This window comes from Pseudomonas sp. P9_2 (assembly GCF_034008255.1).
Lineage (GTDB): Bacteria > Pseudomonadota > Gammaproteobacteria > Pseudomonadales > Pseudomonadaceae > Aquipseudomonas > Aquipseudomonas synxantha_A.
Genome location: NZ_CP125376.1, coordinates 2242780 through 2264509, shown reverse-complemented (window position 1 = coordinate 2264509; position 21730 = coordinate 2242780). Strand labels below are relative to the sequence as shown.

General features: G+C 59.0%; 18 protein-coding genes. 15 read left to right on the top strand and 3 right to left on the bottom strand.

The annotated features are described in order from the left end of the window. Positions 1–100: 100 nt before the first annotated feature. The 11 genes from QMK52_RS09985 (at position 101) to QMK52_RS09935 (ending at position 14286) form a co-directional block, all read left to right on the top strand. Positions 101–2944, top strand: a complete 2844-nt coding sequence (locus QMK52_RS09985) for an LPS-assembly protein LptD (RefSeq protein ID WP_194439391.1) — start codon at positions 101–103, stop codon at positions 2942–2944. Further along, entirely contained in the window at positions 2925–4259 is a 1335-nt protein-coding gene (locus QMK52_RS09980; protein ID WP_164366076.1) for a peptidylprolyl isomerase, read from the top strand. Before QMK52_RS09985 ends, QMK52_RS09980 begins: the two co-directional genes overlap by 20 nt. Continuing rightward, positions 4256–5245, top strand: a complete 990-nt coding sequence (gene pdxA, locus QMK52_RS09975; protein WP_078822479.1) for a 4-hydroxythreonine-4-phosphate dehydrogenase PdxA — start codon at positions 4256–4258, stop codon at positions 5243–5245. The genes QMK52_RS09980 and pdxA overlap by 4 nt, the downstream gene beginning before the upstream one ends. Beyond that, positions 5242–6054: a 16S rRNA (adenine(1518)-N(6)/adenine(1519)-N(6))-dimethyltransferase RsmA gene (gene rsmA, locus QMK52_RS09970; RefSeq protein WP_122736002.1), complete on the top strand. Its 813-nt coding sequence runs from the start codon at positions 5242–5244 to the stop codon at positions 6052–6054. Before pdxA ends, rsmA begins: the two co-directional genes overlap by 4 nt. Positions 6055–6267: 213 nt before the next feature. Then, positions 6268–6648 carry a Co2+/Mg2+ efflux protein ApaG gene (apaG, locus tag QMK52_RS09965; RefSeq protein ID WP_099585670.1) on the top strand — a complete coding sequence of 127 codons (381 nt, stop codon included), beginning with the start codon at positions 6268–6270 and terminating at the stop codon, positions 6646–6648. After that, complete coding sequence (locus tag QMK52_RS09960) at positions 6648–7499, top strand: symmetrical bis(5'-nucleosyl)-tetraphosphatase (protein ID WP_320404059.1); 852 nt, start codon at positions 6648–6650, stop codon at positions 7497–7499. The genes apaG and QMK52_RS09960 overlap by 1 nt, the downstream gene beginning before the upstream one ends. Positions 7500–7508: 9 nt before the next feature. Continuing rightward, positions 7509–7838 (top strand): thiosulfate sulfurtransferase GlpE, encoded by a 330-nt coding sequence (gene glpE / locus QMK52_RS09955; RefSeq protein ID WP_122736000.1) that lies wholly within the window; start codon positions 7509–7511, stop codon positions 7836–7838. Positions 7839–8123: 285 nt separating this feature from the next. Next, on the top strand, positions 8124–10046 hold the full coding sequence (locus tag QMK52_RS09950; protein WP_003194732.1) for a PrkA family serine protein kinase: 1923 nt from the start codon (positions 8124–8126) through the stop codon (positions 10044–10046). Positions 10047–10159: 113 nt separating this feature from the next. After that, positions 10160–11431, top strand: coding sequence for a YeaH/YhbH family protein (locus tag QMK52_RS09945; protein WP_005792055.1), 1272 nt, complete (start codon positions 10160–10162; stop codon positions 11429–11431). After that, positions 11428–12993, top strand: coding sequence for a SpoVR family protein (locus QMK52_RS09940; RefSeq protein WP_005792056.1), 1566 nt, complete (start codon positions 11428–11430; stop codon positions 12991–12993). Before QMK52_RS09945 ends, QMK52_RS09940 begins: the two co-directional genes overlap by 4 nt. Before the next feature lie 63 nt (positions 12994–13056). Next, a complete protein-coding gene (locus tag QMK52_RS09935) occupies positions 13057–14286 on the top strand; it encodes a multifunctional CCA addition/repair protein (RefSeq protein ID WP_005792057.1) in 1230 nt (409 codons plus the stop codon). A 27-nt stretch (positions 14287–14313) separates the two neighbouring features. On the opposite strand, the gene folK is transcribed toward QMK52_RS09935, so the two are convergent. Continuing rightward, positions 14314–14832, bottom strand: a complete 519-nt coding sequence (gene folK / locus QMK52_RS09930; protein ID WP_194439403.1) for a 2-amino-4-hydroxy-6-hydroxymethyldihydropteridine diphosphokinase — start codon at positions 14830–14832, stop codon at positions 14314–14316. After that, entirely contained in the window at positions 14823–15176 is a 354-nt protein-coding gene (folB, locus tag QMK52_RS09925) for a dihydroneopterin aldolase (protein WP_032803736.1), read from the bottom strand. The genes folK and folB overlap by 10 nt, the downstream gene beginning before the upstream one ends. A 74-nt stretch (positions 15177–15250) precedes the next feature. Between folB and plsY the strand changes: the two genes are divergently transcribed. Then, entirely contained in the window at positions 15251–15820 is a 570-nt protein-coding gene (gene plsY, locus QMK52_RS09920; RefSeq protein WP_005792062.1) for a glycerol-3-phosphate 1-O-acyltransferase PlsY, read from the top strand. Between the two features lie 31 nt (positions 15821–15851). Here plsY and tsaD read toward each other — a convergent pair whose 3' ends face one another. Continuing rightward, positions 15852–16877 (bottom strand): tRNA (adenosine(37)-N6)-threonylcarbamoyltransferase complex transferase subunit TsaD, encoded by a 1026-nt coding sequence (gene tsaD / locus QMK52_RS09915; protein ID WP_005792063.1) that lies wholly within the window; start codon positions 16875–16877, stop codon positions 15852–15854. Positions 16878–17080: 203 nt separating this feature from the next. Between tsaD and rpsU the strand changes: the two genes are divergently transcribed. From rpsU to rpoD, 3 genes are all read left to right on the top strand, one after another. Further along, entirely contained in the window at positions 17081–17296 is a 216-nt protein-coding gene (gene rpsU / locus QMK52_RS09910) for a 30S ribosomal protein S21 (protein ID WP_002551877.1), read from the top strand. Positions 17297–17739: 443 nt separating this feature from the next. After that, positions 17740–19710, top strand: a complete 1971-nt coding sequence (dnaG, locus tag QMK52_RS09905) for a DNA primase (protein WP_005792066.1) — start codon at positions 17740–17742, stop codon at positions 19708–19710. A gap of 67 nt (positions 19711–19777) precedes the next feature. Next, entirely contained in the window at positions 19778–21628 is a 1851-nt protein-coding gene (gene rpoD / locus QMK52_RS09900; protein WP_005792068.1) for an RNA polymerase sigma factor RpoD, read from the top strand. Positions 21629–21730: the final 102 nt, after the last annotated feature.

The window sequence follows — 21730 nt, the reverse complement described above, 5'->3', positions numbered from 1 at the left end:
AGCGGGGCATGCTTTATTATCACGCATCTTTTTCAGACCATCGAGAGGCGTGCGGCCCAAACCGCGGGCAGATGGCACGCAGGAAGCCCGGACTAATAAGATGGCATTGAAATCCCCCGCGTTTCGTAGAAAATTTCCGTTGCTGGTAACCGGCAGTCTGCTGGCCTTGCAACCTTTCGCCACCTCATTCGTGGTCGCCGCGGAACAGTATGACTGCTCAGTCTCTGCTTCGGGTGCCTGGGATTGCGCGCCGAAGACCGCCGCAGCCCCATTGCCACCGCGCCCGGTGCATGACGGTTCTGCCGTCAGCTCGGCCAACGGCACGCCGCAAGGCAAGGCTGGCGGCAGCGTCGACGCCGAGCCCAAGACTGTGCTGGTCACCGAATCCAAGGGCCGTGGCCTGCGCTCGCGCAGCGCCGACTACAGCCACCTGGACTGGGTGCCTCGCGACAAGCTGACTGCAGCGCAGCTGGCCGAGACCGGCCCTTACTGCGGCGGTGCCTACATCGAGCCGACTCGTCCTGGCATGAACGACAAGACGGACAAGAGCGATGCGCCGACCTTCATCGGTGCCAAGGCCTCGCGTTACGAACAGGAACAGCAGGTCGCCACCCTGGCCGGTGACGTGGTCATGCGCCAGGGCAGCATGCAGCTTGAAGCGGACGAAGCCAGCCTGTACCAGGCCGAGAACCGTGGCGAGCTGAACGGCAAAGTGCGACTGCGCGACAACGGCGCGCTGATCGTGGGCGACCATGCCCAGGTCCAGCTCGACACCGGCGCCGCCCAGATCGACAACGCCGAATACGTGATGCACAAGTCGCGCATTCGCGGTAACGCCCTGTACGCCAAGCGTGCCGAGAACGCGATCATCCGTCTCAAGGACGGTACGTACACCACCTGCGAGCCGGACAGCAACGCCTGGCAGCTCAAGGGCAACAACATCACGTTGAACCCGGCCACCGGTTTCGGTACGGCCACCAACGCGACGTTGCGGGTCAAGAACATCCCGATCCTGTATACCCCGTATATCTACTTCCCGATCGACGACCGTCGTCAATCCGGCTTCCTGCCGCCGAGCTTCAGCACCGGCAGCGAGACTGGCTTCACGCTGGTAACGCCGTACTACTTCAACCTGGCGCCGAACTACGATGCCACGTTGTACCCGCAATACATGACCAAGCGCGGTTTGTTGATGGAAGGCGAATTCCGCTACCTGACCAAGTCGAGTGAAGGGCAGTTTGGTGGGGCGTATCTCAACGATGATAGCGACGAGCGGAAGAAGCAGACCGATTACGAAAAAACCCGTTATATGCTCAATTGGCAGCATAAGGGTGGGTTGGATTCGCGCCTGACGACTCAGGTCGATTACACCAAGATCAGTGATCCGTTCTACTTCCAGGATTTGAAGTCGTATCAGGAAGGCGTTGAGAGCCAGGACTACCTGAATCAGCAAGGCTCGGTGACCTACCGTGGTGACAGCTATCAAGCTCGCGTGAATCTGCAGTCGTATCAATTGGCGACGATTTCGCAGATCACTCCGTATGACCGTTTGCCGCAGATCACCTTCAATGGTCAACTGCCGTATCACCCGGGTGGGCTCAACTTCTCCTACGAGACTGAAGCCGTAAGATTTGACCGAGACCTTCGAAAGGGTAATGTGGTCAATGAAGATGGCGGGCCGATCAACCCACTTGATGGCACCATCGGTGAACGACGCCTGGATACCTACGTAAACGGCCTGACCCGTGCAAACGGAACACGCTTGAACGTAGCTCCCGCTGTCGAGTACCCAATGAACTGGAGCTATGGCTTCATTACGCCGAAACTCAAGTACGTCTATACCAAATATGATCTTGACCTCGATAGCATAGGCAAGGGTGACATTGTCCGCGCGCAGCAGGATGCTGCTCAGCCTGGTGCAGCTCCTTACGCCGGCGGCGTGTTCAAAAGTTCACAAGATCGTGCAGTCCCGATCGCCAGCATCGACAGCGGCCTCTACTTCGACCGCACCACCAATTGGTTCGGCAAGGACTACAACCAGACCCTTGAGCCTCGCGCCTTCTATCTTTACGTACCAAACAAAGATCAAAGCGATATCCCGGTCTTCGATACAGGTGAGTACTCGTTCAGCTACTCCTCCCTGTTCCGCGATAATCGTTTCAGCGGGTCAGACAGGATCGGTGATGAGAATAAGCTTTCCCTGGGCGTAACCAGCCGCTGGATCGAAGAAAACGGCTTTGAACGCCAGCGTGTTTCCGTCGGTCAGGCTGTCTACTTCAAGGATCGCGAAGTCCAACTGCCGGGTGTATTGGCCGCTGATCGCGACGATGCACGCTCAAACGTCTCGCCTATCGCTCTGGAATACGCGTTCCGCTTCAACCGCGATTGGCGTGCAACAGCCGACTACAACTGGGACCCTGAAAGCCACGCCCCTCGTTCGGGCAGCGCGATGTTCCACTACCAGCCGGAAGACAACCCGAACAAGGTCGTCAACCTCGGCTATCGCTATCGCAACGACCAGGTGGTCTACAACCAGCTGACCGGCAAATGGCAGTTTGGTGGTGATTACGGCCAACCAAGTGAACCGAACTACGTGAAGGATTACTACAAAATCCAGCAACACGACTTCTCGATGATGTGGCCGATCATTCCTCAGTGGAACCTGATCACCCGCTGGCAGTATGACTATGCCCGCAACCGCACCCTGGAAGCCTTCGGTGGTTTCGAGTACGACAACTGCTGCTGGAAACTGCGCGTCATCAATCGCTATTGGGTTTCCAACGACGAATACAGCCAGATCGCCCCGCTTAACGAAAAGGGTGACCACGGGCTCTTCTTCCAGATCGTCCTCAAAGGACTCGGCGGCCTGACCGGCGCCAAGGTAGAGAGCTTCCTCGACAAAGGCATTGAAGGTTATCGTGAACGTGAAGACAAAGCTTTCTGAGTGTTTGCGCCCGCTAGTGCTGGGCGCGCTGTTCCTGGGTACTGTTTCGGCACACGCCGCGGTTCAACAGCTGGATAAAGTAGCGGCCATTGTCGACAACGACGTGATCATGCAGAGCCAGCTGGACCAACGGGTCAAGGAAGTTCAGCAAACCATCGCCAAGCGTGGCGGTGGTGTGCCGCCGACCAGCGTCCTGGAACCCCAGGTACTGGAGCGTCTGATCGTCGAAAACCTGCAGTTGCAGATCGGCGAACGTTCCGGCATCCGGATTTCGGACGAAGAACTGAACCAGGCCGTCGGCACCATCGCTCAACGCAACAACATGAGCATTGACCAGTTCCGCGCCGCGCTGGCCCACGACGGCTTGTCCTATGAGGACGCCCGCGACCAGATCAAGCGCGAGATGATCATCAGCCGTGTGCGCCAGCGCCGTGTGGCCGAGCGGGTCCAGGTATCGGAGCAGGAAGTGAAGAACTTCCTGGCCTCGGACCTTGGCAAGATGCAGCTCTCCGAAGAACTGCACCTGGCCAATATCCTGATCCCGACGCCAGACAGCGCCAGCGCCGAGCAACTGAACGCGGCGGCGGCCAAGACCCAAGCGGTGTACGACCGCCTGAAAGCCGGTGCTGACTTTGCCCAGACCGCCATTGCCGTCTCCGGCAGCGATAACGCACTGGACGGCGGTGACATGGGCTGGCGCAAAGCCGCACAGCTGCCACCTCCGTTTGATCGCGAGCTGAGTTCCATGGAAGTCGGCGGCATCACCCAACCGGCACGTACCCCAGGTGGCTTCATTATCCTCAAGCTGCTGGGCAAGCGCGGCGGCGAGACCTCGCTGAAAGACGAAGTGCACGTTCGTCACATCCTGGTCAAACCAAGCGAAATCCGTACCGAGGCACAAACCAAGGAACTGGCGCAGAAGATCTACGACCGCATCGAAAGCGGTGAAGACTTCGCCACCCTGGCCAAAAGCTTTTCGGAAGACCCTGGTTCTGCCCTTAACGGCGGCGACTTGAACTGGATCGACCCGAAAGCTCTGGTGCCCGAGTTCCAACAGGTCATGGCCGACACGCCGCAAGGCGTATTGTCCAAGCCGTTCAAGACTCAATACGGCTGGCATGTGCTGGAAGTCCTTGGCCGTCGCGCCACCGACAACACCAACCAGGCCCGCGAGCAGCAAGCCCTCACCGTGCTGCGTAACCGCAAATACGACGAAGAGCTGCAAACCTGGTTGCGTCAGATCCGTGACGAAGCCTACGTAGAGAACAAGCTGCCAGGCGCCGAGCAAACAGGCACCGACCAGGCAGCCCAGTGAAACCCCAGCGTTTCGCGGTGACACCCGGCGAGCCGGCCGGCATTGGTCCAGACCTGTGCCTGCTGCTCGCCTCGCAACCTCAGCCACACCCCCTGATTGCCATTACCAGCCGCGACCTGCTCCTTGAGCGGGCCGCGCAGTTGGGCGTGGCTGTCAACTTGCTGGAAGTGGCACCGGGCAATTGGCCGGACCTGCCCGCCCCGGCCGGCAGCCTGTATGTATGGGACACCCCTTTACAGGCCAAGGTGGTCGCCGGGCAACTGAACAAGGCCAATGCAGCCTTTGTGCTGGAAACCCTGACACGCGCCGGGCAAGGCTGCATCGACGGCGACTTTGCCGGCATGATCACCGCGCCCGTGCATAAAGGCGTGATCAACGAATCCGGCATCGCGTTTTCCGGCCATACCGAATTCCTGGCTGAGCTGACCCATACCGAACAGGTCGTGATGATGCTGGCGACCCGTGGCCTGCGTGTTGCGCTGGTGACCACGCATCTGCCACTGCGCGATATTGCCGACGCCATCACCGCCGAGCGCATAGAGCGCGTCACGCGCATCCTGCATGACGACCTGCAACACAAATTCGGCATTGCCCGACCGCGTATCCTGGTCTGCGGGCTAAACCCCCATGCCGGTGAAGGCGGCCACTTGGGCCATGAAGAAATCGACATCATTGAACCGACATTAGAGCGCCTGCGCCAAGAAGGCATGGACCTGCGTGGCCCATTGCCTGCAGACACTCTGTTTACCCCCAAATATCTGGAGCACTGCGACGCAGTGCTGGCGATGTACCACGACCAGGGGCTGCCCGTGCTGAAGTACAAAGGCTTCGGCGCTGCAGTCAACGTGACACTGGGCCTGCCGATCATCCGCACCTCCGTCGACCATGGCACAGCCCTGGACCTGGCGGGCAGCGGCAAGATCGATACCGGCAGCCTGCACGTAGCCCTGGAAACCGCCTATCAGATGGCCGAGACCCGCATATGACTGAGCATTACCAACACCGGGCGCGCAAGCGCTTCGGGCAAAACTTCCTGCACGACGCGGGTGTCATCGATCGCATCCTGCGCTCCATCCACGCCAAGCCAGAAGACCGCCTGCTGGAAATCGGCCCGGGCCAGGGCGCGCTGACCCAGGGCCTGCTGGCCAGCGGCGGGCAACTGGACGTGGTGGAACTGGACAAGGACCTGATCCCGATCCTGAACCAGCAGTTCGCCGGCAAGCCCAACTTCAACCTGCACCAGGGCGATGCGCTGAAGTTCGACTTCAATAGCCTGAATGCCGCCCCCAATAGCCTGCGGGTGGTGGGCAACCTGCCGTACAACATCTCCACACCGCTGATTTTCCACCTGCTGAACAACGCCGGGATCATCCGCGACATGCACTTCATGCTGCAGAAGGAAGTGGTGGAGCGCCTGGCCGCAGGCCCTGGCGGTGGTGATTGGGGCCGTTTGTCGATCATGGTCCAGTATCATTGCCGCGTGGAGCACCTGTTCAACGTCGGCCCGGGCGCGTTCAACCCGCCGCCGAAGGTTGATTCAGCCATCGTACGCCTGGTGCCGCATGCCGTGCTGCCCCACCCAGCCAAGGATCACAAGCTGCTGGAGCGCGTTGTGCGTGAAGCGTTCAACCAACGCCGCAAGACCCTGCGCAACACGCTCAAGGCCCTGCTGAGCAACGCTGAAATCGAAGCTGCCGGTGTCGATGGCAGCCTGCGCCCCGAGCAGTTGGACCTGGCCGCATTTGTACGCCTGGCCGACCAGCTGGCTATCCAGCCTGCTCCGACGGCGGAATAAGACAAAAGGACAACATGATCCAAATGTGGGAGGGGGCTTGCTCCCGATAGAGGAGTATCAGTGGATACATTTTCAACTGACACACCGCTATCGGGAGCAAGCCCCCTCCCACATTCTGGATCACGTCATCCCAGACGGCATGTCTGGCCTAGTGCCCACCTGATGGCCTAGACTGACCCGCATCTGCTGTCCTCTGCTTTTAAGGCCTCTTGCATGTCCGATCCTCGCTATCAGATCGACGTCAGCGTCGTCACCCGCTTCCTGGCGGACCAATCGCAACCCGAACATAATCGCTTCGCCTTTGCCTACACCATTACAGTGAAGAACAACGGGCTGGTGCCGGCCAAGCTGCTGTCGCGCCACTGGGTCATCACCGATGGCGACGGTCAGGTCGAGGAAGTGCGCGGGGCAGGCGTTGTCGGCCAGCAGCCGTTGATCGACATAGGCGCCAGCCACACTTATAGCAGCGGCACGGTGATGACTTCCAAGGTCGGCACCATGCAAGGCTCGTATCAAATGAAGGCCACCGACGGCCAACTGTTCGATGCAATCATCAAGCCCTTCCGCCTGGCCGTGCCAGGAGCCCTGCACTGATGGCGACGTACGCGGTCGGCGATCTGCAAGGCTGCCTGGAACCTCTCAAGCGCCTGCTGGAGCGCGTAGCCTTCGACCCGGCAAATGATCGCTTGTGGTTGGTGGGCGACCTGGTCAACCGCGGCCCGCAGTCCCTCGAAACCCTGCGCTACCTCTATAGCCTGCGTGATTCGCTGGTATGCGTGCTGGGCAACCATGACCTGCACTTGCTTGCGGCCGGCAACAATATCGAGCGCCTCAAAAAAGGCGACACCCTGCGGGAAATCCTCGAAGCCCCGGACCGCGCTCAACTGCTCGACTGGCTGCGCCGGCAAAAACTCATGCACTACGACGAGGGCCGCAACATGGCCTTGGTGCATGCAGGCATTCCACCTCAGTGGACGCTGAAAAAAGCCCTCAAATGCGCCGCTGAAGTCCAAAGTGCATTGGCCGATGACAACCTGTACACCGCTTACCTCGACGGCATGTACGGCAACGATCCGGTGAAGTGGGACAACGACCTCACGGGCGTGGCCCGCCTGCGAGTCATCACCAACTACTTCACGCGGATGCGCTTCTGCACGGCCGAAGGCAAACTGGACCTCAAGAGCAAGGAAGGCGCCGACACCGCCCTTCCCGGCTACAAGCCATGGTTCGCCCATAAGGAGCGCAAGACCCGTGATACGAAGATCATCTTTGGTCACTGGGCCGCCCTGGAAGGCAAATGCGACGAACCCGGCGTGTTCGCCCTCGACACCGGCTGCGTGTGGGGCGGCGCCATGACCCTGATGAACATCGACACCGGCGAGCGCTTCGGCTGCCAGTGTGAATCCCCTCTTTCCATTACCCAGCCGGCCGCCGCCAAACCATAGGAGCCCGCCATGACCGAATTCAAACGTATCCCTCCCCAAGAAGCCCAAGCGCTGCGCGAGCAAGGCGCGGTGGTCGTCGATATCCGCGACCAGCCTACCTATGCGGCAGCTCATATCCGCGGCGCCAAGCATCTGGACAACGTCAACATCGCCGACTTCATCCGCGCCGCCGACCTCGATGCGCCGCTGATCGTGGCGTGCTACCACGGCAACTCCAGCCAAAGCGCGGCCGCCTACCTGATTAGCCAGGGCTTCTCCGATGTCTACAGTCTGGACGGCGGCTTTGAGCTGTGGCGTGCGACTTACCCCTCGGAAATTTCCTCAGGCGATTCGCAATAATTTTTTTCATACCCCGCTACCCCGCGTGACGCTTGGGCTTGCGCCGTTTCTGACGAACGGCGCAGCCAAACTAATTGCGCATCGCGCCTTGACCTCCCGGATTCCGAACTATCCTTAAGCGCAGGCCATCCGAATCAGGGGAGAGCCGGTACACCGGCGTACGGGTCATCGGTAGCGTTTCAGGGTGTTCTGGGGGGAAAACAGCCATTGGCGTACGTCAATGACTGCCAGCATCCGCTGATTGATCCGGCGTCGGCTCCACGTATCGAGCGAGGTGACGACGTCATGAGTATCTTTAGCCACTTCCAACAACGCTTCGCGTCCACGCAGCAGGAAGAACTCACGCTTCAAGAGTATCTCGAGCTGTGCAAGCAGGACCGCAGCACATATGCCTCTGCCGCCGAACGCCTGCTATTGGCGATCGGCGAGCCGGAGCTGGTGGAAACCGCCAACAATTCGCGCCTGTCGCGAATATTCTCCAACAAGGTGATCCGCCGCTATCCGGCCTTTGAAGACTTCCATGGCATGGAAGAATGCATCGACCAGATCGTCTCCTACTTCCGCCATGCCGCCCAAGGCCTGGAAGAGAAGAAACAGATCCTTTACCTGCTCGGGCCAGTCGGCGGCGGCAAGTCGTCCCTGGCGGAAAAGCTCAAGCAGTTGATCGAGAAGGTGCCCTTCTACGCGATCAAGGGCTCGCCGGTCTTCGAGTCGCCCCTGGGCCTGTTCAACGCCACGGAAGATGGCGCGATTCTCGAAGAAGACTTCGGTATCCCGCGGCGCTACCTCAACACCATCATGTCGCCCTGGGCCACCAAGCGCCTGGCCGAGTTCGGCGGTGATATCAGCCAATTCCGCGTAGTGAAACTCTACCCGTCGATCCTCAACCAGATCGGCGTGGCCAAGACCGAACCGGGCGACGAAAACAACCAGGATATTTCGGCACTGGTGGGCAAGGTCGATATCCGCAAACTCGAAGAATTCCCACAGAACGACGCTGACGCCTACAGCTACTCCGGCGCGCTGTGCCGGGCCAACCAGGGCTTGATGGAGTTCGTGGAGATGTTCAAGGCGCCGATAAAGGTGCTCCACCCACTGCTCACCGCTACCCAGGAAGGCAACTACAACAGCACCGAAGGCCTGGGCGCGATTCCGTTCACCGGGATCCTGCTGGCCCACTCCAACGAATCGGAATGGCACACCTTCCGCAACAACAAGAACAACGAAGCCTTCATCGACCGGATCTATATCGTCAAGGTGCCGTACTGCCTGCGGGTCAGCGATGAGATCAAGATTTACGACAAGCTGCTCTTCAACAGCTCCCTGGCCAAGGCCCACTGCGCACCCGACACGTTGAAGATGCTCGCCCAGTTCACCGTACTGTCGCGCCTCAAGGAGCCGGAGAATTCGAATATCTATTCGAAAATGCGGGTGTATGACGGCGAGAACCTCAAGGACACCGACCCCAAGGCCAAGTCGATCCAGGAGTATCGCGATACAGCGGGCGTCGATGAGGGCATGAATGGCCTGTCGACACGCTTTGCGTTCAAGATCCTGTCCAAAGTCTTCAACTTCGACCCCCACGAGATCGCCGCCAACCCGGTGCATCTGCTGTATGTACTGGAGCAGCAGATCGAACAGGAGCAATTCCAGGCGGAAACCCGCGAACGCTACCTGCGCTTCCTCAAGGAATACCTGGCACCGCGCTACATCGAGTTTATCGGCAAGGAAATCCAGACCGCGTACCTGGAGTCCTACAGCGAGTACGGTCAGAACATCTTCGACCGCTATGTGCTGTACGCCGACTTCTGGATTCAGGACCAGGAGTACCGCGATCCGGAAACCGGCGAAATCCTCAATCGCGTGGCGCTCAACGAAGAGCTTGAGAAAATCGAGAAACCGGCCGGCATCAGCAATCCGAAGGATTTCCGCAACGAAATCGTCAACTTCGTACTGCGCGCCCGTGCCAACAACAATGGCAAGAATCCCACCTGGCTCAGCTACGAGAAGCTGCGGGTGGTCATCGAAAAGAAAATGTTCTCCAACACCGAGGATCTGCTGCCGGTCATCAGCTTCAATGCCAAGGCCAGCAAGGAGGATCAGCAAAAACACAACGACTTCGTCACACGAATGGTCGAGCGCGGCTACACCGACAAACAGGTACGACTGCTCTCCGAGTGGTACTTGCGGGTGCGTAAATCGCAGTAAGGCAGCGACAAGCCAACGCTGCCAGGCATCCGGCCTGGCGGCTGACCGCTTGTCTCTAAGCTTCCAGCTCGCGGCTTGAAGCTTGTAACGTGAAGCTGCCCGGAGGGCTCCCCATGAGCTATGTGATCGACCGACGCCTTAATGGCAAGAACAAGAGCACGGTAAACCGCCAGCGTTTCCTGCGGCGTTACCGTGACCACATCAAAAAGGCCGTAGAAGAAGCCGTCAGCCGCCGCTCCATTACCGACATGGAGCATGGCGAGCAAATCAGCATTCCTGGCCGGGACATCGACGAGCCCGTGCTTCACCACGGGCGCGGCGGCAAACAGACCGTCGTGCACCCCGGTAACAAGGAATTCACCACCGGCGAACACATCCAGCGCCCACAAGGCGGCGGTGGCGGCAAAGGTCCGGGCAAGGCCGGTAATTCCGGCGAAGGCATGGACGAATTCGTGTTCCAGATCACCCAGGAGGAATTTCTCGAATTCATGTTCGAAGACCTGGAGTTGCCCAACCTGGTCAAGCGCAACCTGACCGGCACCGACACGTTCAAGACTGTACGCGCCGGGATCAGCAACGAAGGCAACCCCTCGCGCATCAACATCATCCGCACCTTGCGTTCAGCCCATGCACGACGCATCGCCCTCTCGGGCAGCAGCCGCGCAAAACTGAAGGCGGCCAAGGAAGAGCTGGCGCGTTTGAAGCGTGAAGAACCAGACAACTTCGGCGATATCCAGGAAATCGAGGTAGAAATCGAGAAACTCAGCGCACGCATTCACCGCGTGCCGTTCCTCGACACCTTTGATTTGAAATACAACCTGCTGGTCAAGCAACCCAATCCCAGCTCCAAAGCCGTAATGTTCTGCCTGATGGATGTCTCCGGCTCCATGACCCAGGCCACCAAGGACATCGCCAAGCGTTTCTTCATCCTGCTGTACCTGTTCCTGAAACGGAACTACGACAAGATTGACGTAGTTTTCATTCGCCATCACACCAGCGCACGGGAAGTGGACGAAGAAGAGTTTTTTTATTCGCGGGAAACCGGCGGCACCATTGTCTCCAGTGCACTGAAGCTCATGCAGGAAATCATGGCCGAGCGCTATCCTGCCAACGAATGGAACATCTACGCCGCCCAAGCTTCGGATGGCGACAACTGGAACGACGATTCGCCGATCTGCCGCGACATTCTGATCAACCAGATCATGCCGTTCGTGCAGTACTACACCTATGTTGAAATCACCCCCCGTGAGCATCAGGCCCTGTGGTTCGAATACGAGCGCATCGGCGAAGCCTTTGCCGACACGTTCGCCCAACAGCAACTGGTCTCGGCCGGCGATATCTATCCGGTCTTCCGTGAACTCTTCCAGCGCAGGTTAGTGACATGACCGCCAAAAAAGAGAACAAGCGCCAACCCCTATCCACTGGCTCCGAGTGGACCTTTGAACTGATCCAGGCCTATGACCGGGAAATCAGCCGTATCGCGGCAGGTTATGCCCTGGACACTTACCCCAACCAGATTGAAGTGATCACCGCTGAGCAAATGATGGATGCCTATGCCTCGGTGGGCATGCCGCTGGGTTATCACCACTGGTCCTATGGCAAACACTTCCTCAGCACCGAGAAGTCTTATACGCGAGGCCAGATGGGCCTGGCCTATGAGATCGTGATCAACTCCGACCCGTGCATCGCCTATCTTATGGAAGAAAACACCATCTGCATGCAGGCGCTGGTAGTGGCTCATGCCTGCTATGGACATAACAGTTTCTTCAAAGGCAACTACCTGTTTCGAACCTGGACCGACGCCAGCTCAATCATCGATTACCTGGTGTTTGCCAAGCAGTACATCATGCAGTGCGAAGAACGACACGGCATTGATGCGGTGGAAGACCTGTTGGACTCCTGCCATGCACTGATGAATTACGGGGTCGACCGCTACAAGCGTCCCTATCCGATCTCAGCCGAGGAAGAGCGCCTGCGCCAGAAGGAACGCGAGGAGCACCTGCAGAAACAGATCAACGACCTGTGGCGCACCATTCCCAAGCGCGCCGGCAAAAACAACGACAAGGACAATGCACGCTTCCCCGCCGAACCCCAGGAAAACATCCTGTATTTTCTGGAAAAACACGCCCCGCTGCTGGAGCCTTGGCAGCGTGAGATTGTGCGCATAGTGCGCAAGATCGCCCAGTATTTTTATCCCCAGCGTCAAACGCAGGTGATGAACGAAGGCTGGGCAACATTCTGGCACTACACGCTGATGAACGACCTGTACGACGAGGGCCTGGTCACGGACGGCTTCATGATGGAGTTCCTCACGTCCCACACCAGCGTAGTCTTCCAACCCGGCTTCGACAGCCCGTATTACAACGGCATCAACCCCTATGCCCTGGGCTTTGCCATGTACCGCGATATCCGTCGCATGTGCGAACACCCCACCGAGGAGGATCGTCGCTGGTTCCCGGAGATCGCTGGCAGCGACTGGCTGTCGACCATCAAGTTCGCCATGAGCAGCTTCAAGGACGAGAGTTTCATCCTGCAGTACCTGTCACCTCAGGTGATTCGTGACCTCAAGCTGTTCAGCATTCTGGATGACGACCTGAAAGACGACCTCGTGGTGCCGGCTATCCATGATGAACCCGGCTACCGCATCATTCGCGAAACCCTGGCCGCCCAATACAACCTGGGCAACCGCGAGCCCAACGTGCAGATCTACAGCATCGATGTGCGCGGCGACCGTTCGCTCACCCTGCGTCATCAGCAACACGACCGTAAGCCGTTGGGCGATTCCACCGAGGAAGTACTCAAGCACCTGCACCGACTGTGGGGGTTTGACATCCACCTGGAGACCCTGCAAGGCGATCAGGTGATGAAAACCCATCATGTGCCACCGCGCAGCGATCATAACGACAACGACTACGGCCGCCTGGACATGGCCGTCGTTCATCTCTGAAACAGCAAAGCCTCCATTGCTAAGGCACAGGCGTTATCCTGTGCCGCTAATGGAGGCTTTTTCATGAAAATCTACAAAGTCGGCGGTGCGGTGCGTGATCGCCTGCTGGGCATCAAGGTCACCGATATCGATCGTGTCGTCGTAGGTGCAACCACCGAAGAGATGCTCGCCAAAGGCTATAAGCCCGTAGGGGCCGATTTCCCGGTATTTCTCGACCCGAAAAACGGCGATGAGTACGCCCTCGCCCGCACCGAACGCAAGAGTGGCCGAGGCTACGGTGGTTTTGTGTTTCACGCGAGCCCCGATGTCACGCTGGAGGAAGACCTGATTCGTCGCGACCTGACCATCAATGCCATGGCAGAAGACGATGACGGCACCCTGACCGACCCTTATCACGGCCAACGCGATCTTGAAGCGCGCATTTTGCGTCATGTTTCCCCCGCGTTCGCCGAAGATCCCCTGCGAGTACTCCGCGTCGCCCGCTTTGCCGCACGTTATGCACACCTGGGTTTCAAGGTCGCACCCGAGACGCTGGAATTGATGCGCCAGCTCAGTGAGTCCGGCGAACTGGAGGCCCTTACCCCCGAGCGCAGCTGGAAAGAAATCTCCCGCGCACTGATGGAGGATCAGCCACAGGTTTTCATCCAGGTGCTACGCGACTGCGATGCGCTGAAAACCCTGATGCCGGAGGTAGATGCCCTGTTCGGCGTACCGCAACCCGAAGCCCATCACCCGGAAATAGATACTGGCGTACACACCTTGAGCGTGCTGGAACAAGCTGCATTGCACAAACAGCCGCTGACCGTACGCTGGGGTTGCCTGCTGCACGATTTGGGCAAGGGCCTGACGCCTGTGGATAAGTTGCCGCAGCATATTGCCCATGAGCACCGTGGCTTGAAGCTGATCAAGGCGGTGAACGAACGCTTCAAGGTACCTAGGGATTGCCAGGAATTGGCCTTGCTGGTGGGGCAATATCATACCCATGGGCATCGAGCGCTGGAGCTGAAAGCCTCGACTTTGCTGGAGTTGCTGCAAAGCTTTGACGTGTACCGCCGGCCGCAACGCTTCGAAGAGTTTGTGATGGCCTGCGAAATGGATGCCCGGGGCCGCAAGGGTCTTGAGCAGCGCAGTTATCCACAGGCGGATTATTTGCGCGGCGCGGCAAAGGCTGCACGCGAAGTACCGGTCGCACCACTGCTGGAAAAAGGTTTCAAAGGCCCCGAGCTGGGAGAAGCGCTCAAGCGCGAACGGCTGAACGCGCTGAAAGCCTACAAGGAACAGCCTTCACCGTAGTCACGGTCTTTGTGGCAAGCTCGGCTCCTACAGGAGATTGTCCGGTGTAAGTTGCTGGCCTTGCCACTCAAAGCCGACAGGCGCCAGCACCTGGTCGATCTGCGCATCGCGCCACAGCTCGGCCATTGTCTTGCCTGCCTCAGGGTGAACACGGTCCGGCGCCATCATCGAAAGCGGCCACAACACAAAAGCGTTTTTAAGAATTTCTGCTCGCGGCAGGATCAATCCATCAAAATCCCCCACCAAGTCGCCATACAACAGCACATCGATATCCAGCGGTAACCCTTTGCGACCAGGTGCATACCGGCCATTATCGGCCTCGATGAGTTTGAGTCGACGGTCCAGCTCCATCAACGGCAGGTCGGTATAGGCCGACACCACCAGGTTGAAAAACGGCCCGCTCTTGATACCCACCGGCTGGCTCTCGAACACCGCCGAGCAGCGCATCTGCGTCAGGAACCCTGCCAGCGCATCCAGGCCGGCACATAGACGGCTCTCGCGCTCGATGTTGCTGCCAAGCCCGAGGTAAACCTGAGTCAACGACATCCGCGCTCGATCTCCACGCCCACGCCCTTGGCAGCGGGCACCGCGCCTGGCTTGGTCAACTTGAGGTGCAACCAGGGAATCTGGAATTCGCTCATCAGCACTTCGGCCAGGCGCTCGGCAAAGGTTTCCACCAACTGATACCGGGACTGCTCGGCAAAGGCCTGGATACGCGCGGATACACTGGCGTAGTCGAGCGCCAGGGTCAGGTCATCACCCGCGGCGGCCGGGCGATTATCCCAAGCAAAGCTCAGGTCCAGGCGCAGGCATTGACGGATGCCGCGCTCCCAGTCGTAGGCCCCGATCACGGTGTCCACTTCCAGGCCTTCGATAAACACTCTGTCCAAGCACTCTTCTCCGCAGCACGACAAGGGCGCGATGCCCCGTTAGAATCAGGGCGTCCTCGCCCGGAATAGTTAGCATGTTTTGGTCACTGGCGATTTTCGCCTACCTGCTCGGCTCGCTGTCCTTCGCCATTTTGCTCAGCCGCCTGACGGGAAATCCCGACCCGCGAATGAGTGGCTCAGGCAATGCCGGCGCCACCAATATGTTGCGTCTGGCCGGCAAGAAACTTGCCGTCCTGACCCTGCTGGGCGACGTTTGCAAGGGCCTGCTGCCCGTGCTGATCGCCAGTCTCGCCGGCCTTACCTTGCAACAGCAGGCCTGGGTGGGCATATGCGCCGTCCTCGGTCACCTGTTCCCATTGTACTTCCGCTTTCGCGGTGGCAAGGGTGTCGCCACCGCGGCCGGGATGCTGCTGGGCATTTACCCACCGGCAGCATTGCTGGCCATGCTCGCCTGGCTGCTGACGTTCTACCTGACCCGTACCAGCTCGTTGGCCGCGCTGATTGCCACGCCGCTTACCCTGCCGCTGTTGGCCTGGCAGGCACCGCAGGCGTTACTGCCGATGAGCGTGCTGACGCTGCTGATCGTCTGGCGCCACCGCGGCAATCTACGCGACCTGTTTGCCGGGCGCGAACGGCATTTTTAAATACGCCGGGCGAAACCGGTTCACGTAAGCCCTACAGCGGCGGCAACTGCTCCATCGGCCAGCGCGCCTGCACGCTGATCGCCAGGCTTTCATGCTGCCCGGCCTGCAAGCGCTGGCAGCCGGCGTAGGCAATCATCGCGCCGTTGTCAGTGCAGAATTCCGGGCGGGCGTAGAACACATGGCCTTGCATGTCGCCGAGCATTTTTTCAAGCGAACTGCGCAATGCCTTATTGGCGCTGACGCCGCCTGCGATCACCAGCCGCTTCATACCTGCCTGCTTGAGGGCGCGCTTGCACTTGATGGTCAAAGTCTCTACCACGGCCTGCTGGAACGCCAGTGCGATGTCGCAACGGGCTTGCTGACCGTCGTCCCCGGCGCTGACGCTCTGCTGCCAGGTATTCAGCGCGGACGTTTTCAAACCGCTGAAACTGAACATCAGCCCCGGCCGATCACACATCGGACGCGGGAAAACGTAGCGCCCGGCGACGCCTTTCTCGGCCAGACGGGCGATTTCCGGCCCACCGGGATAGTTAAGCCCCATCATCTTCGCGGTTTTGTCGAACGCTTCACCGGCGGCATCATCCAGGGACTCGCCCAACAGCGTGTATTGGCCGATTCCATCGACCTGAACCAACTGCGTATGACCACCCGACACCAACAAAGCGACGAACGGGAACTCTGGAGGTGTTTTTTCCAACATCGGCGCCAGCAAATGGCCTTCCATGTGGTGCACGCCAAGGGCGGGAATACCCCAGGCAAAGGCCAGCGCCTGGGCGCAAGAGGCCCCAACCAGAAGGGCTCCGACCAATCCGGGGCCTGCCGTATAGGCGATGGCGTCGATCTCGGTCGGTACACAGCCGGCCTCATCCAGCACCTGGCGAATCAACGGCAGCATGCGTTTGACGTGATCACGGCTGGCCAGCTCCGGAACCACGCCGCCATAGGCGCGGTGCAGGTCGATCTGACTGAACAGTGCATCGGCCAAAAGCCCGCGTTCACTGTCGTATAGTGCGACTCCGGTTTCGTCGCAGGAGGTTTCAAGTCCCAGTACTAGCATGGGTTTGCGCCTTGTAGAGGCTGAATTCGAAGGCGCGCATAATAGTCGCCACTCCCCCTCCCGACTAGCGGTTTTCGATCAGAGGCTTTGCATTCCGGCCAATGAGGGGTTAACATCCGCAACCCTTAAAAACCGACGACCTCAGCCGCGAATTTTTTGCGACGAGAACGTTGATTCCCGGTAATGAAAGAAGGTAGCTCTGGATGCCAGCCGTCAAAGTAAAAGAGAACGAACCCTTCGACGTAGCTCTGCGTCGTTTCAAGCGCTCCTGCGAAAAAGCCGGTGTTCTGGCTGAAGTTCGTAGCCGCGAATTTTATGAGAAGCCAACTTCTGAGCGTAAGCGTAAAGCAGCAGCCGCTGTTAAGCGTCACGCCAAGAAAGTTCAGCGCGAACAGCGCCGCGCCGTTCGTCTGTACTAATACACAGACGTTCGTAGCAAGCTTCTGCCAAGCCCGGCCCTCAGCCGGGCTGTTGGCATTTGCGGATATCGCTTGATGCTTCACCGTCGACGCCGCACATGCGACCGAGACACTGCTTCACACGTCAGGGCTGGCTCTTTTGCCAGCGGTGCACGTCTCTTCTGACGAGCCTAACAAGGCTACTGACGAGCACACCTATTCTTCAAGCAGGCGATCAACTGTATCGGCTGTGCCCATCGATGCGTTTCCGAGGCCCACCGTTGGCCTAGACCGGACGCCCGGGCAACATTTCTATGCCGAACACTGATCAGAAACTACCCTCAGTGAATATTCGGCAGATACACTTCCTGAAGACCCATGCAGACGATGATGATCAAGCACTCCATACGTGCGCTTGAACACTTCACGGGCCCTCATTTACACGCAGTGATGACGAGAACGCCATGGCCGGGCTGATTCCCCAGAGCTTTATTGACGACCTTCTGAACCGCACCGACATCGTCGATGTTGTCAGCTCACGCGTACAGCTGAAAAAAGCCGGCAAAAACTACACCGCCTGCTGCCCGTTCCATAAAGAAAAAACGCCGTCATTCAGTGTCAGCCCCGACAAGCAGTTCTATTATTGCTTCGGTTGCGGCGCTGGCGGCAACGCCCTCGGCTTCCTGATGGACCACGACAACCTGGACTTTCCCCAGGCCGTCGAGGATCTGGCAAAAGCCGCGGGCATGGAAATCCCCCGGGAAGAAAGTGGCCGCCCGCACAAACCTCGGCAACCCACCGATTCGCCGCTGTATCCGCTGCTGACCGCGGCCGCCGACTTCTATCGCCAGGCGCTTAAAAGCCATCCGCAGCGCAAGGCCGCCGTTGACTACCTCAAGGGCCGCGGCCTCACCGGTGAAATCGCCCGCGACTTCGGCCTCGGCTTCGCCCCGCCCGGCTGGGACAACCTGTACAAACACCTGAGCAGCGACACCCTGCAGCAAAAGGCCATGATCGATGCCGGCCTGCTGATAGAAAACGCCGAGACCGGCAAGCGTTATGACCGTTTCCGCGACCGCGTGATGTTTCCGATCCGCGACAGCCGTGGCCGCATCATCGCCTTCGGTGGCCGCGTACTCGGGGACGACAAGCCCAAGTACCTGAACTCCCCGGAAACTCCGGTGTTCCACAAGGGCCAGGAACTCTACGGACTGTTCGAAGCGCGCAAGAACAACCGCAACCTCGACGAAATCATCGTGGTTGAAGGCTATATGGACGTGATCGCCCTGGCCCAGCAAGGTCTGCGCAACGCCGTGGCAACCCTGGGCACCGCCACCAGCGAAGAGCATTTGAAGCGCCTGTTCCGCGTCGTGCCCAGCGTGCTGTTCTGCTTTGACGGCGACCAGGCCGGCCGCAACGCCGCCTGGCGTGCGCTTGAGGCCACACTGTCAAGCCTGCAGGACGGGCGCCGCGCACGTTTCCTGTTCCTGCCCGAAGGCGAAGACCCGGACACCCTGGTCCGTTCGGAGGGCACCGACGCGTTCCGTGCGCGCATCAATCAACATGCGCAGCCGCTGGCGGATTATTTTTTCCAGCAATTGACCGAAGAAGCCGACCCGCGCTCGCTCGAAGGCAAGGCTCATATGGCCACCCTCGCTGCGCCATTGATCGACAAGGTGCCAGGCGCCAATTTGCGCACGCTGATGCGCCAGCGCCTGCTGGAAATTACCGGTTTGAGTGGCGAAGCCGTGAGCCAGCTGGTGCATAGCGCACCGCAAGATGCGCCGCCAGCCTACGATCCAGGCATGGATTACGACGCCATGCCGGACTATGCCGACTTTCACCAGCCTCAGGAGGCCTTTGCCCCCCAACAGGAGTGGACGCCGAAAAAGCCCGGGGCCGGCGGCAAGAAATGGGACAAGAAACCCTGGAGCAAAAACGGCAAGCGCGGTGATCGCGATGAAGCCTACGCTCCACGCACACCCGTAGCAGTGGAAGCCCCGACGCTTATTGCGCTGCGTACGCTGATTCATCACCCACAACTGGCCGGCAAGGTTGAAAGCGCCGACCACTTTGCCAACGAAAGCAACACCTACGCCCAGGTGCTGATTGCCCTGATCGAGGCGGTGCAGAAAAATCCCAAGCTAAACTCAATCCAGCTGATGGCTCGCTGGCACGGCACGGAACAAGGCCGTTTATTGAAAGCGTTGGCGGAAAAGGAGTGGCTAATTGACGGCGACAACCTTGAACAACAGTTTTTAGACACCATTAATAGGTTATCTGCGGGTCAACACACTCAGACCCTCGATGAGCTCATTAAGAGAGCAAGGCAGCCGGGATTGTCGGCTGAAGAGCAGATTCAGATAGCAAAACAGATGCGCGACCTCTTAAAACAGAATGTTTACGCATCAAACCCGACCTCAGCTGGCGTGTGAGGTCATAGCTCGGGTATAATCCTCGGCTTGTTTTTTGCCCGCCAAGACCTTCAGTGGATAGGGTGTTATGTCCGGAAAAGCGCAACAGCAGTCTCGTATCAAAGAGTTGATCACACTTGGTCGTGAGCAGGGTTACCTGACTTACGCGGAGGTCAACGACCACCTGCCTGAGGATATTTCAGATCCAGAGCAGGTGGAAGACATCATCCGCATGATTAACGACATGGGGATCAACGTATTCGAAGTCGCGCCAGATAAGGATTCCCTTATGCTGGCCGACGCTGATACCGACGAGGCCGCCGCTGAGGAAGCTGCTGCCGCGCTGGCTGCAGTAGAGACCGATATCGGCCGCACGACGGACCCGGTGCGCATGTATATGCGTGAAATGGGTACTGTCGAGCTGCTGACACGCGAAGGCGAAATCGAAATCGCCAAGCGTATCGAAGAGGGCATCCGTGAAGTGATGGGCGCTATTGCGCACTTCCCAGGCACGGTTGACCACATTCTCTCCGAGTACACCCGCGTCACCACCGAAGGTGGCCGCCTGTCCGACGTCCTGAGCGGTTACATCGACCCGGACGACGGCATTGCGCCGCCTGCCGCCGAAGTACCGCCGCCTGTCGACGCCAAAGCCGCGAAAGCGGATGACGACGCCGAAGACGACGACGCCGAAGCCAGCAGCGACGACGAAGATGAAGTCGAAAGCGGCCCGGACCCAATCGTCGCGGCCCAGCGTTTCGGTGCGGTTTCCGATCAAATGGAAATCACCCGCAAGGCCCTGAAGAAGCATGGTCGCTCCAACAAGCAGGCAATTGCCGAGCTGGTGGCGCTGGCTGAGCTGTTCATGCCGATCAAGCTGGTGCCCAAGCAATTCGAAGGTTTGGTCGAGCGCGTTCGTAGCGCCCTTGAGCGTCTGCGTGCACAAGAGCGTGCGATCATGCAGCTGTGCGTGCGTGATGCCCGTATGCCGCGTACCGACTTCCTGCGCCAGTTCCCGGGCAACGAAGTTGACGAAAGCTGGACCGACGCACTGGCCAAGGGCAAGGCGAAATACGCCGAAGCCATCGGCCGCCTGCAGCCCGATATCATCCGCTGCCAGCAGAAGCTGACTGCGCTTGAGACCGAAACCGGTCTGACGATTGCTGAAATCAAGGACATCAACCGTCGCATGTCGATCGGTGAGGCCAAGGCCCGCCGCGCGAAGAAAGAGATGGTTGAAGCGAACTTGCGTCTGGTGATCTCGATCGCCAAGAAGTACACCAACCGTGGCCTGCAGTTCCTGGACCTGATCCAGGAAGGCAACATCGGCTTGATGAAAGCGGTAGACAAGTTCGAATACCGTCGCGGCTACAAGTTCTCGACTTATGCCACCTGGTGGATCCGTCAGGCGATCACTCGCTCGATCGCCGACCAGGCCCGCACCATCCGTATTCCGGTGCACATGATCGAGACCATCAACAAGCTCAACCGTATTTCCCGGCAGATGTTGCAGGAAATGGGTCGCGAACCGACCCCGGAAGAGCTGGGCGAACGCATGGAAATGCCTGAGGATAAAATCCGCAAGGTATTGAAGATCGCTAAAGAGCCGATCTCCATGGAAACGCCGATTGGTGATGACGAAGACTCCCATCTGGGTGACTTCATCGAAGACTCGACCATGCAGTCGCCAATCGATGTCGCCACCGTTGAGAGCCTGAAGGAAGCGACTCGCGATGTACTGTCCGGCCTCACTGCCCGTGAAGCCAAGGTACTGCGCATGCGTTTCGGCATCGACATGAACACCGACCACACCCTTGAGGAAGTCGGTAAGCAGTTTGACGTGACCCGCGAGCGGATCCGTCAGATCGAAGCCAAGGCACTGCGCAAGTTGCGCCACCCGACGCGAAGCGAGCATTTGCGCTCCTTCCTCGACGAGTGATACCAGAACCCCCGGCCCAGGCCGGGGGTTTTGTTTTGCACAGATAAAATTCCCTGCAACACCCCTCCCCTGAAATGCCCGTCTACACTCGAACTATTCCCC

Bases quoted from the DNA above. Each gene is read 5' to 3' on its own strand.
- QMK52_RS09960 (WP_320404059.1), top strand. From the start codon at position 6,648: ATGGCGACGTACGCGGTCGGCGATCTGCAAGGCTGCCTGGAACCTCTC.
- rpoD (WP_005792068.1), top strand. From the start codon at position 19,778: ATGTCCGGAAAAGCGCAACAGCAGTCTCGTATCAAAGAGTTGATCACA.
- glpE (WP_122736000.1), top strand. From the start codon at position 7,509: ATGACCGAATTCAAACGTATCCCTCCCCAAGAAGCCCAAGCGCTGCGC.
- apaG (WP_099585670.1), top strand. From the start codon at position 6,268: ATGTCCGATCCTCGCTATCAGATCGACGTCAGCGTCGTCACCCGCTTC.
- QMK52_RS09945 (WP_005792055.1), top strand. From the start codon at position 10,160: ATGAGCTATGTGATCGACCGACGCCTTAATGGCAAGAACAAGAGCACG.
- QMK52_RS09985 (WP_194439391.1), top strand. From the start codon at position 101: ATGGCATTGAAATCCCCCGCGTTTCGTAGAAAATTTCCGTTGCTGGTA.
- dnaG (WP_005792066.1), top strand. From the start codon at position 17,740: ATGGCCGGGCTGATTCCCCAGAGCTTTATTGACGACCTTCTGAACCGC.
- plsY (WP_005792062.1), top strand. From the start codon at position 15,251: ATGTTTTGGTCACTGGCGATTTTCGCCTACCTGCTCGGCTCGCTGTCC.
- folK (WP_194439403.1), bottom strand. From the start codon at position 14,832: ATGTCGTTGACTCAGGTTTACCTCGGGCTTGGCAGCAACATCGAGCGC.
- tsaD (WP_005792063.1), bottom strand. From the start codon at position 16,877: ATGCTAGTACTGGGACTTGAAACCTCCTGCGACGAAACCGGAGTCGCA.
- QMK52_RS09950 (WP_003194732.1), top strand. From the start codon at position 8,124: ATGAGTATCTTTAGCCACTTCCAACAACGCTTCGCGTCCACGCAGCAG.
- rsmA (WP_122736002.1), top strand. From the start codon at position 5,242: ATGACTGAGCATTACCAACACCGGGCGCGCAAGCGCTTCGGGCAAAAC.
- QMK52_RS09935 (WP_005792057.1), top strand. From the start codon at position 13,057: ATGAAAATCTACAAAGTCGGCGGTGCGGTGCGTGATCGCCTGCTGGGC.
- rpsU (WP_002551877.1), top strand. From the start codon at position 17,081: ATGCCAGCCGTCAAAGTAAAAGAGAACGAACCCTTCGACGTAGCTCTG.
- QMK52_RS09940 (WP_005792056.1), top strand. From the start codon at position 11,428: ATGACCGCCAAAAAAGAGAACAAGCGCCAACCCCTATCCACTGGCTCC.